The organism is Pseudopedobacter sp. (genome assembly GCF_040392825.1).
Taxonomy (GTDB): Bacteria; Bacteroidota; Bacteroidia; order Sphingobacteriales; family Sphingobacteriaceae; genus Pseudopedobacter.
On the sequence record NZ_JBEBVH010000117.1, the window covers coordinates 1 to 11,549 of the forward strand.

Consider the following 11,549-nt stretch of genomic DNA (forward strand, 5'->3'; position numbering starts at 1 on the left):
AAAAGTTCCGGAGTGGAAATCTATAACCTTGGAAGGCTCCTGGTTTCCGGATGCCTTTGTGGGAACAATGGCCAGTGTAATGTGTTATAAAAATGGCGAAATAGCGGTTTTACCTACTTCGGTAGAAGATGTTATCCATACGATGGAATGGGTAGAAAAAGCTTATGAGTCCAGTGCAAAGGGAGGAGTTAGATAGCGGTTTTTTAGATAAAGACAAAAGAATAAGTTTTAGTACCATTCGACTTAGGTTTCGAGATTTATTAAACATTAAAAATTAAGATTAATAATTGAAGATTATGTATTTCAAATCCACATTTTTTGAAGACTATCAATTAAACGATAAAAGAACAACTTTAGGCAGAACCATTACAGAGACCGATTTTGTGGTTCATGCAGGTCATACGGGAGATTTCTTCCCCCATCATATGGATGCTGAATGGTGCAAAACTCAACCCTTCGGCGGACGTATAGCTCATGGAACCATGATATTTGCCATTGGCATTGGTTTAACCGCTTCTGAGATTAATCCAGAAGCATTTTCTAAGGGGTATGATCGTCTGCGTTTTGTAAAGCCGGTTTTTATTGGTGATACCATTCATTCAGAAGTAACTATTTCAGAAAAGTCAGATGCCAAGAAGCCAGAATATGGAACGGTAACAGAACATGTAGAAATTATCAACCAAAAAGGGGAGGTAGTTCTGGTTGCAGATCATATTTTATTGGTAAAGCGCAAAAACGCTTAAATCAAAGATATATCAACAAAAAGAGCGCAAAAATTTTAAAACTTTGCGCTCTTTTTGTATTGTGGTTAAAATACTTAGTTATTATAAACCTTAACCATGAATATGTAATCCTGCATCTTCTTAATTTGCTGTGTTTTGCTTAGAGAGGCAAGAGTATTCTTTTTGTTAATAAAAATTTTATTCTTCATGGAATCCTGATCAATGCTTTCCACAGCTTTCAGGATATAATCAGATTTAATAGCAAAAGCTGCTCCATCTGTTTGGTTCTGCTTACCGCTGATTACACCAATTACATTTCCTTTTGCATCAAATAATGGTCCGCCTGAGTTTCCGGGGTTAACAGGGATAGAAACCTGATATTGGATAGAGTCGCCACCAAAACCAGTACGGGCGCTCAAATATCCTTTACCTAAAACAACTTCATCTCTAGGATAACCTATAGTAAATACATCTTCACCTAAATCTGCTAAAGATTTTTTGAAGGTATAGGGTAAATTACCTAAGTGCTCAAAAGCAGGATCGTTAATATATAATACAGCGATATCATAAGAAGGATCTACATATACAGTTTGTGTTTTGAAAGATTCTCCTTTATTGTTTTGAATGTAAACTGAATCTGCACCCTGTACTACGTGATAGTTAGTTATTATATATCCTGTAGAAGTTAGCGCAAACCCTGTACCTCCAAATTGACTAGGAGCTACCGTTTTCGTTGCTGTAGATTTAGAATTGATATTTCTTACCAATGCATTATGCGATTTGCGGATTGTTTCCATATCTCGTTTTAATGCACTATAAGACGTATTATCGTCATGATTGGTCAACTGTCCGGTAGAAAATAAAGTTCCCAACGTAGTAATAATAGCAACGGTAGCAGCAATAGCCAAATTGCGCTTATATCTACTCCAAAGCTCTACAAGCTTCGTTTTACGTTCTACAACTTCTTCTTTTAAAGCGGCTACATCAATCTCTTCATGAATGGTGTTCATGGCAGATTTTAAAGATCTAGTCTCGCCATAAGTTTTAATAGACTTTAAGAACTCGATATGTTCTACAACTTTTTGATCTAAAGCTGCATTATTCTTCCTTTCTTCTTCAAATTGTAGCTTCTCCTGCTCACTCATTTCCTGAAGAAGGTAAGATTCGATTCTTTTAATTAAATCAAGCTCACTCATCATGTTCTTTTACTTTTGATTGAAAAATATTTTTTTGAGTCGCTGTAAGCATTTATACTTCTGAGTTTTTGCATTATCTGCATTTGTATATCCAAACTTCTCACAAATTTCCTGCATTGAAAGATTTTTGATATAGAAGTCCTCTAAAATGGTTTTGCAGGGTTCACCAAGGTTTTCAAGGGCATCATGCATCATGTTAAAATGCTTGTCTCTTTCTTCCTGCTGTTCCAAATCCTGCTCAACCGGTATATGATCGCCATACTCATTTATATCTTCAGTATAACGGCCTTTCTGGCTCAGTTTTTTTAACCACAGCCTCCGACATACAGAGTATATAAATGTTTTGAGCTTGCTACTCAACTCAAAATCTCCATTCTTAATCTTGTTATGCAAAATAATAATAGACTCCTGATAGATATCTTTAGCTTCTTCTTCGCTTCCATTATTATTCAGTACAAGTTTTAAAGCCATCGGATAATACTCTTTGTAGAGGTAATTCAATATAGTTGATGAATTATTTAGTATTCCTAAAATAACTTCATTATCTGTCGGCTTAGAATGCATTAACTTACCACTCACTATTTAATACGCTTATTCTTAAAATGTAACCCAATCTATAGAAAAATATTTCCTTATAAAATACCAGCCGATCGTTTTCGGTTTTTGTTTTCCAATTTCTATCCAAAGATAATCCAGATGTTATAATATAGAAAAAAAAATAGAGCCTCGCCAGTCAGAACCTTATTAATTAGTCTTTTAAAATTAGAAGCTATAATTTTAGGTAAGTGTTTTGTATTTAAATACTATAATTTGCATCGCTTAAAAAGGGGTAACCAACTTTTTATTAAAAAATAAATAAAATTATATTGTTGATAATCAGTTTGTTGTGATTGTTTTGGTGAATTTCTGTAAAAAAAGATAAAACCCCGGGTTACCTTTCTCGATTTAGGGTATTAATGTTTAAAATCATAAAAATTAAAATAGAAAATTAACATGAAAAATTTATTTAAATTCGGATTCTTCGCTTTAGCTATCTCTTTATCAGCAGTTGCTTGTAACTCTAACAAACCAGCTGAAGAAAACACTGATACAGTTGCAGTTGAAGCAGTTGATACTACAGTTGTTGTTGACACTACAGGTGCTGACACTACAGTTGTTGATACAGTAGTTTCTCAATAATTATTGAAGAAATCCATATAAAAAAGGGAGTAGATTTTCTACTCCCTTTTTTATTTTCAATTTTTTCTCTTTATCTAATCATTACAATTATATCTTTTCGTCTGCTTTCCGGAATTACATTCAGTTTTTCCATTTTTCCATTTTTCCAGTTGGCTTCTATGATAGTTTGTTTTGGCGCATGTAACCTAAAACTAACGTCTTTGTCTTTTGGCCATGCCGGAAACAGTATAAGTTGATCTCCATTTTCCTGTAATAACATTTCTTGCAGACCAATCATACCAGAACCACCCCAATTATGGTCTGGAACCCAATCAAAACCTGGTCCCCAAAATGCGGGAAACCGCCTTCCAGAGTCTTTCAATTTAGCAGAAGTCAATCGCCAGGCTTCATCAGTTAAACCTAATCTTGCTGCAAAGATATTATCTTGTTTCCACCCTATGTGGCTCCTGAATTTTAGAGCATCTTTATCTAATTTGTAAGTATTGATAGCCGTATCCAAACCAGGTCTGTTAATTCCGAATATTCCCCACGGATAAACAGGATAAAGTTGTGGTGTTTCGGTATTATTAATTCTTTCCCAAAGTTTGGCCGGAGCAATTACGGTCTTACCATCAACTTCTCTGTAACTAAGAGGCGGAATACGTTCCAGCATTTTTCCCCAGTGAGATCTTTGTTCGGCACTGATATATTTTTCTGGCAGACTTATCAGACATTTTAATATAGTCTGCAGAGCTGCTACGGTTGTAGACGCATTATAGGCCATTTTATAGGTCTCCGCAGACGAACCAGGATATAAAACCAGTTGATTGTTTTCATTTAGAGCCTTTCTTCCTCTTTGTTTGGCAAGATATTGATAATGTTCATCAAAAAATGTAAGACAACTTTCTATTAATGGAATATATTCCGAAATGTTTTTCCCTGCATACCTTTCCTGTTCAAGCATCATCATGCAAAATTCAAAAACAGTATCCCACTGATATTCCAACCAGGCATTATATTCCATGCCTTTATCATAGTTTTCCGGTCTTTTCCATCCGTATTCTGCAGGGTTAGGAAAACCGAAATTTTCAATTTGTTCAGTAAAGGAAGCGCCTTTGTGGTTCCAGTAATATTGCGTTCTTAGTTCTGCATTCTTTAATGCATTCAGATAAAAATTAAACTGGGCTGGCATCATATCAAAATCACCCGATTTTAACATAGGCCAGTAAACCAGGCGTTGGTTCTGAGCTGTATGTGTACCGCCGCCCCAGTTTCTGAAATCGGGAGTAAAATTAAGTGTAGTATCTACATGATAAGGATCGTAAGTAAACAAACCACCATTAAATTTAGTAGGTAAATTTCCATAGGCATTGCAACCCAGCATATACCTGAAAAGCTGGTAATTTCTGCTTATTTTCCAATCTACGCTTCCTGAATTTTCAATATGTATATAACTTCTTTTCCAGTAATCTCTCCACCAATTTTCTGTCTTCTGGAATGTTTGTTTGTCTTTCTTTGCGTTAGCAAAGTTGTTTAAGAGGGTCTTTTTCCATAGGCTGATATCGGGTGTTTGTTGCGTATGCAATTGGATCTGGATATTATAACTCCTGGCAGCTTTTATGCTTTTAAGTTCCCAGGATTTAAATGCAGTATGCTGATATTTACCTGAAGAAGTAGTTCCAGCCTGCATATTATCGGCCGTTATAAGTCCTCCAAAAGTTAGGTTTTTGATTGGATTATCTAGTTGTGATTTTATCTCTTCTAGTCCCTGTTGTTTAACAACTGCATCAAATACCGTATAATCTTTATTTCTATGGAAAAATACAATAGCGTTTTTTTCAAAAGTAATACTGTCTTTGTGGGTTCTTACATCGCCCTGAGGGGCCCATTTCCAGGAATTGGCATTGTTTTCCTTACCTTTAGGAATTAAATCGTGATATCGCCAATTCTCATAAAAAGCCTGAGCATGAATGTTTTGGTTACTTTTTAGCTGAACATTAATTAAAGGGTGAAAAGCAGAAGTTCTGATGACTACTTCAGCATTTAAATTTTTTGTACCACCATTGATTTGGATATAACCCTTATCTAAATGAAGTTCTTGTTTAAACTCTCCCCCGGAAAATGGATTAGGAGTTAATTTTATTCTTACTCTTCCTTGTTTTAACAAAGTATTATTTTCATCAAAAGTCCCGGTTTTTGATATGTAAAATAAAATATCCCCATTTTCTACCCAAACATTTAAACCAATATCTCCGCCACCGGTTGGCATAGATTCTCCAGAGTTTTTGCTCTGCACAGTCCATATCGGATTGTATTGCTGAATCTGCTGATCCTGAGCAAATAAAAACTTCGATGTTAAAACAAAGATAAAAACGTAAAACAACCTCATTATGCCTGTATTAATGATTTAAATCGAAAAATACGCAAGAAAAACCTGAGTATAAAAATTTTGCTAATATGATATAGAATAAAGGGAATATGCTATAAAACACAAGCTAATTGATATTGAATTATAAACGCATTTAAAAACGTTCTTCCGTTAGTTCTTTGTTTATTAGCGCACCAACAAGGTTTCCTGCAGCAACAGCATTGGCTACAGCGCGCATTGGCGAAGCATTATCACCACATGCAAAGACATTCGGAACTGTTGTTTTTTGATGGTTATCTACTTGAATATAGCCATGTTCGGTTAATTCACAACCTAAAGAAACCGGAATATCTGTTGTTTGTACAAACGCAGGTTTGCTATAAACTGCGTCAAAAGGAATTTTTTTCCCATTTTTAAATACTATACTTTCAAGGGAACCATCCTGGTGCTCCATTTTTATAATTTCATCTGTGATAATATTAATGTTGTATTTATGGAATTTTTCCAATAGGTCTTCACTAAATGTAACTTCCTGACCATTAGTGAGTATAGTTAAGTCATTTGTGAGGTTGTTTACCAATGGAGCAAGATGGGCTACAACTTCTACATTAGCCAGTATAGCTGTCTTTTTATTCTTAAATTCATATCCATGACAATAGGGACAATGGACAGCGGAAATACCCCAGCAAGCCGAGAAGCCTTCGATATCCGGCATGAGATCTTTTATTCCAGTTGCAAGAACCAGTTTTTTTGCAGTAAATGTTTCACCAGATTCGGTTTCTATTTCAAATCGATTGTCTCCCATTTTTGTGGCTTTTATAGCTATTCCGTTATGAAATTTTACGGTATTATATTGCTGTACCTGTTCTTTAGCCAGCGTAGAAATTTCTTTAGGAGTTTTTCCGTCTTGCGTTAGGAAGTTGTGAGAGTGAGGAGTTTGCCTATTGCAGGGAGTGCCACTATCAATAACCATAACATTTCGTAATGAGCGTCCTAAAGACATTGCAGCCGAGAGTCCGGCATAACTTCCACCGATGATAATGACATCAAAATTTTTATCGTTCATTTTTAGAGTGTTTATGTATGTGAACAGGATTTATTTCTACTTCATGAGTACACAATTGTTGTGCTAATTTAATAGAAATATTGCTATTGCAATCGTGTTGCATTAAAAACTTGCATTCGGATTATAAAAGTTATTCTGCTTTATAAGGTCTTGTTCAACTTTATCATATGTTTCTTAATATGATATCAAAATAGTCGGAAGAGTTTTTTTACTTTGTAAGACGGGACGTTACCCTCCAGCTGAATTGATGAAAAAATTATGAAAATTGATACTCGGGTTACATTAGAAAATGATAAAGTGATTCTTTATCCATTGAAAGAAGAGGATTTTGACGCGCTGTATCAGGTTGCTTCAGACCCTATGATATGGGAGCAGCATCCAAGTAAGGATCGTTGGCAACAAGACGTTTTCCGTATCTTTTTTGAAGGAGCGATAAAAAGTAAAGGTGCATTTAGAATTGTAGCGAAAGCTAGCGGAGATATTATAGGCAGTACAAGAATTTATGATTATAACGAAGAAGATAATAGTGTTTTTATAGGTTATACTTTTTATGCTACTGCATATTGGGGAACCGGAATTAATCATTCGGTTAAGGAATTGATGCTGGACTATGTATTTCAGTTTATTACAAAAGTTTATTTTCATGTAGGCGCAAGCAATATTCGGTCTCAAATAGCTGTTACCCGTTTAAATGCTAAAAAGATTGATGAACAGGAAGTTTCTTATTTTGGAGAAGCTTCGAGGTATAATTTCGTTTATTGTATTACAAAAGAAGACTGGCAGCAAAAATAGTTTATCAATTATAATTACAAATCTTTCGAATAATTCGTTATGGAAGACATTACACTGGTTTGGTTAAGACGAGATTTAAGATTAGATGATCAGGCTGCGTTGTATTATGCTCTGAAAAATGAGCGGAATGTTTTACCCTTATTTATATTTGATACTACCATATTAAATTTATTAGATAGTAAAGAGGATAGAAGAGTTGATTTTATTTATCAGGTATTATCCGATTTAAAAGAGGACTTAGATAAACTAGCATCTGCCTTGCTGGTTGAATACGGCGATCCAATACGCACATTCAAAAAGCTGTTCAGTCAATTCAGGATAAAAGCTATTTATACCAATCACGATTATGAGCCAAAAGCTATTTTTAGGGATGAACAGGTAAAAAAGTTAGCTGAGGAAAATGATATCTCATTTAAGTCATTTAAAGATCAATGTATTTTCGAAAAGCAGGAGGTTGTAAAAGATGACGGTTCTCCGTATAGCGTTTTCACACCTTACAGCAGAAAATGGAAAGCCAGACTTAATGAGTTTTATATTAAATCTTATCCTTGTAAAAAGTACTACAGAAACTTATATAAAGGAGATAACTTCGAATTTCCTTCTCTAGCATCTTTAGGTTTTGAAAAAACAGATGTCTCTTTTGAAAAATTTTCCCTGAGCAAAACGCTGATTCAAACTTACCATCAAACCCGTGATTTTCCGGCTCTACCCGGAACAAGCCGGGTTAGCGTACATTTAAGGTTTGGAACTGTTAGCATCAGAAAGCTGGTAGCTTATGCTGCTGTCTATAACGAAACTTATCTGAACGAATTAATTTGGAGAGATTTTTATATGATGATTCTATACCATTATCCAAATGTTGTGAATCATGCTTTTAAAACAGATTACGATCATATTCTCTGGAGAAATAATGAAGAGGATTTTAAAGCCTGGTGTGAGGGGAAAACAGGATACCCGATAGTTGATGCCGGTATGCGTGAATTAAATGCGACAGGTTTTATGCACAATAGAGTTAGAATGATTACTGCCAGCTTTTTAATCAAACACTTGCTTATAGACTGGCGCTGGGGCGAGGCTTATTTTGCTACGAAGCTAAATGATTATGATTTGAGTGCAAATAATGGTGGCTGGCAATGGGCTGCAAGTACGGGATGCGATGCTGTTCCTTATTTCAGGATTTTTAATCCGGCAGAACAAGCAAAGCGTTTCGATCCTGAGCGTATTTATATTAAAAAATGGGTTCAGGAAATAGATACTCCAGCATATCCGCAACCAATTGTAGAACATCAATTTGCCAGACAGCGGGCTTTAGATACTTACAAACAAGCTCTGGCTAATAAGTAATCAATATTTCTATTTATCTAAACAATCGGAGGGATAAAAGACAAAGCTTTTTCCGGAAAAGTCAAAAGATTGAGGTTGTTTATATACCATTTTTCCGTTTTTCTCTTCGTATTCGCCCACTGCTTCTACAAGCTTGTTGTCGTCTAATTTTAGATATAATTCCTGTACAGATTCTGTACCTTCGGCCTGGAATGTATAAATCAGTTTAAGTGTATCATTAATCAGTATACCTTCAAAACTTCCATTTCTGGAATCTTTTTCCAGCGGTTTATAAAACAGTTTTCCCTTAACTTCTGCATTATCCTTCTCTATATGCAAAAAAGCCGAGTCTTTGCCAACAACAGCCATATAACAAGGCTGCAATAAACTTTTATTGCTGATGTCTTGCGCTATATTTTCTATAGTATCTGGTTCCTGTTCTGTGTGCTGATTATTATTGCTATTCATGCAGGAATAGAAGATAGCCAGTGGCAGCAATGCGAAAATGAAGTTTTTCATAAGCCAGGTAATATTTAAAGTTAAACAAATAGCACTGCATCTGGTTTTTATTTCAAATATTCCACAAGCTCGAACCTGTTACCAAAAGGGTCTCTAAAAAATAATCTTTCTCTGCCTTCAATTTTAGATGAATATTTAATCTCAATATTATTTTCAGTCAGAAAAGATTTAGCAGCTTCCAGATCTTCTACTTCAAAAGCGGTATGTTTCGAAGATAATTTATTTTCGATATCTCCGGCAGTAATATGTAATTCTATGTCTCCCATACGAAACCATACTGCATTAGCAACCATACTGGGAATTTCGTTCAGCTTTAATATATCTTTATAAAAATGAATCGCAACATCAGATTTTCCCTCAGGATAGTTAACTGTGATATGGTCTGTCTTTTTTAGTTTAAGCATTGTAAATTGATTATTGCATCAAATATAAATTATAGGTTTCGAATTTTTGTTAATCAGAATTATATATGCAAACTATAGTGTATCAAATTCGTTTGTAATTTATAGGTTTATCATATGAACATGCATCCCGTTTCTCTTATATCCATTTTAGATAACGATTTCTACAAATTTACGATGCAGCAAGGTGTTATACGACTGTTTCCTTATGCAAAAGCCCGATACCAGTTTATCAATCGGGGAAAGCATGTTTTTCCAGAAGGTTTTGCTCAATTACTCCGAAAATCTGTCGACCAGATGGCGCTGCTTCAGCTTACTAAAGAAGAAAAGAAATTCCTGAAAAAGACTTGTCCGTATTTGGATCCGCTATATCTGGATTTTCTGGAAGGGTACCGCTTTAATCCGGAAGAAGTACATATTGAACAGGCTGGGGGAGATCTGAAAGTAAAAATAGAAGGCTTGTGGTACAGGACTATATTATGGGAAGTGCCTTTAATGTCGCTTATATCCGAACTTTTTTATGTAGCTGCAAATGCGGTGAGAGAAAGCAATGAATGTATTATCGCCAGAAGTAAGGAAAAGATTGAGAAGTTCAAAAAACTTGGGGTAACGGTAGCAGAGTTTGGTGCGAGAAGAAGATATTCTTACGAAGTACATCGTTTAGTATTGCATACGATGCAACAATACGGTAGGGGTTCTTTTATAGGAACCAGCAATGTACATATGGCTATGATTTATAATGAAAAACCTATTGGAACGCATGCACACGAATGGTTTATGTTTCACGCAGCTCATTATGGTTTTAAAATGTCTAATGCATTAGGTCTGGAAAATTGGGTAAAGGTTTACCGCGGAGATTTGGGAATTGCCTTATCAGATACTTATACAACAGATGTTTTTCTACAGCAATTCGACAAGATGTTTTCTAAACTATTTGATGGTGTACGGCATGATAGCGGAGACCCATTAATATTTGCCGATAAAGTAATTGAACATTACAAAAGCATGGGAATAGATCCGTTGTCTAAAACTATCATTTTTTCCGATGCTTTAAATTATGACAAGGTAGAACGTATTGCTGCTTATTGTGAAGGGAAAATAAAAATGTCTTTTGGTATTGGAACAAACTTAACTAACGATGCCGGCCCTGAGCCTATGAATATCGTTATTAAAATGATTGAAACCAGTCCACATAACGATTCGTGGACGGAAGTTGTTAAGCTTTCTGACGAAAAAGGTAAATATACCGGCAATCCGGAGACCATACAGCTGGCGAAGGAAATTTTGGGTATAAACTGATAAAGCTAATATTCGCAAGAATAATGTAAATATATATGATGCTTTTTTAGATATTCGCTATAAATTTGAATTTCTTAAATTAGTAGCTGTATATTTTAAACCTGAATGTCCGATTGTCTGATAAATAGTGACACATTATCTCAATTGAGAGCCGGTAATGAAGCGGCTTTTTCCTTAATTTATAAAACATTTTGGAAAGAGCTTTTCAATGCTGCCTATAAGAGATTAAAAGATATAGAGCAAAGCCAGGACATCGTTCAAAACGTTTTCGTTTCCTTATGGGATAGAAGGGAATCGGTAGATATTCATAATATAGGGGCTTATTTACATACTTCCGTTAAATTTCAGGTCTTTAAATACAGTGCAAGAACACCGGATACTTCTGAGTTTTTGTCTGCTTTCGAAAACATACTGGTTTCGCCGATATCTCCGGAAAACTCGATGTTGGAAAAGGAAATTCTGGGCTTGGTAAAATCCTGGATAGATGCCCTGCCTAAAAAGCGCAGAGAAATTTTCCTGTTACATTATCATGATGGATTAACTACCGCTGAGATAGCCGAAATGCTGAATGTTTCAAGAAAAACAGTTCAGAACCAATTGAATACCGCCAGTACCTATTTAAGGTTAAGGCTTACTCAGATACTCTCTTTGCTTATATTACTACATTTTAAATAATGAACCTGTTACATTCAGGCCAATCGCTCC

The 11,549-nt window shown here is 35.2% G+C and carries 12 protein-coding genes and 1 pseudogene; 7 read left to right on the forward strand and 6 right to left on the reverse strand.

What is annotated here, in order from left to right:
• Both ABWO41_RS09755 and ABWO41_RS09760 read left to right on the forward strand, forming a co-directional pair.
• Window positions 1-196, forward strand: a pseudogene (locus tag ABWO41_RS09755) (gfo/Idh/MocA family oxidoreductase); the annotation flags it as partial.
• 100 nt (window positions 197-296) lie between these two features.
• A complete protein-coding gene (locus ABWO41_RS09760; protein ID WP_353137141.1) occupies window positions 297-743 on the forward strand; it encodes a MaoC/PaaZ C-terminal domain-containing protein in 447 nt (148 codons plus the stop codon).
• A 74-nt stretch (window positions 744-817) separates the two neighbouring features.
• On the opposite strand, the gene ABWO41_RS09765 is transcribed toward ABWO41_RS09760, so the two are convergent.
• Both ABWO41_RS09765 and ABWO41_RS09770 read right to left on the reverse strand, forming a co-directional pair.
• Window positions 818-1,921, reverse strand: coding sequence for a S1C family serine protease (locus ABWO41_RS09765; protein WP_353137144.1), 1,104 nt, complete (start codon window positions 1,919-1,921; stop codon window positions 818-820).
• 6 nt (window positions 1,922-1,927) lie between these two features.
• Window positions 1,928-2,497, reverse strand: coding sequence for an RNA polymerase sigma factor (locus ABWO41_RS09770; protein ID WP_502945644.1), 570 nt, complete (start codon window positions 2,495-2,497; stop codon window positions 1,928-1,930).
• Window positions 2,498-2,911: 414 nt separating this feature from the next.
• Between ABWO41_RS09770 and ABWO41_RS09775 the strand changes: the two genes are divergently transcribed.
• Window positions 2,912-3,097 (forward strand): hypothetical protein, encoded by a 186-nt coding sequence (locus tag ABWO41_RS09775; protein ID WP_353137147.1) that lies wholly within the window; start codon window positions 2,912-2,914, stop codon window positions 3,095-3,097.
• Between the two features lie 70 nt (window positions 3,098-3,167).
• Here the strand turns inward: ABWO41_RS09775 and ABWO41_RS09780 are convergent, their stop codons facing one another.
• The gene (locus ABWO41_RS09780; RefSeq protein WP_353137150.1) at window positions 3,168-5,465 is read right to left on the reverse strand and encodes a DUF5703 domain-containing protein; all 2,298 of its coding nucleotides are present in this window, start codon (window positions 5,463-5,465) and stop codon (window positions 3,168-3,170) included.
• Window positions 5,466-5,598: 133 nt separating this feature from the next.
• Window positions 5,599-6,510: an NAD(P)/FAD-dependent oxidoreductase gene (locus ABWO41_RS09785; protein ID WP_353137153.1), complete on the reverse strand. Its 912-nt coding sequence runs from the start codon at window positions 6,508-6,510 to the stop codon at window positions 5,599-5,601.
• Window positions 6,511-6,768: 258 nt separating this feature from the next.
• Here ABWO41_RS09785 and ABWO41_RS09790 point away from each other — a divergent pair, with 258 nt between their 5' ends.
• Window positions 6,769-7,302, forward strand: coding sequence for a GNAT family N-acetyltransferase (locus ABWO41_RS09790; RefSeq protein WP_353137156.1), 534 nt, complete (start codon window positions 6,769-6,771; stop codon window positions 7,300-7,302).
• Between the two features lie 39 nt (window positions 7,303-7,341).
• Window positions 7,342-8,646 (forward strand): cryptochrome/photolyase family protein, encoded by a 1,305-nt coding sequence (locus ABWO41_RS09795; RefSeq protein WP_353137159.1) that lies wholly within the window; start codon window positions 7,342-7,344, stop codon window positions 8,644-8,646.
• Between the two features lie 9 nt (window positions 8,647-8,655).
• Here the strand turns inward: ABWO41_RS09795 and ABWO41_RS09800 are convergent, their stop codons facing one another.
• Window positions 8,656-9,144, reverse strand: a complete 489-nt coding sequence (locus ABWO41_RS09800) for a hypothetical protein (protein WP_353137162.1) — start codon at window positions 9,142-9,144, stop codon at window positions 8,656-8,658.
• 47 nt (window positions 9,145-9,191) lie between these two features.
• Window positions 9,192-9,548 (reverse strand): VOC family protein, encoded by a 357-nt coding sequence (locus ABWO41_RS09805; protein ID WP_353137165.1) that lies wholly within the window; start codon window positions 9,546-9,548, stop codon window positions 9,192-9,194.
• A 114-nt stretch (window positions 9,549-9,662) separates the two neighbouring features.
• Between ABWO41_RS09805 and pncB the strand changes: the two genes are divergently transcribed.
• Both pncB and ABWO41_RS09815 read left to right on the forward strand, forming a co-directional pair.
• Window positions 9,663-10,844 (forward strand): nicotinate phosphoribosyltransferase, encoded by a 1,182-nt coding sequence (gene pncB, locus ABWO41_RS09810; RefSeq protein WP_353137168.1) that lies wholly within the window; start codon window positions 9,663-9,665, stop codon window positions 10,842-10,844.
• A 105-nt stretch (window positions 10,845-10,949) separates the two neighbouring features.
• Window positions 10,950-11,519, forward strand: coding sequence for an RNA polymerase sigma factor (locus ABWO41_RS09815; RefSeq protein ID WP_353137171.1), 570 nt, complete (start codon window positions 10,950-10,952; stop codon window positions 11,517-11,519).
• Window positions 11,520-11,549: the final 30 nt, after the last annotated feature.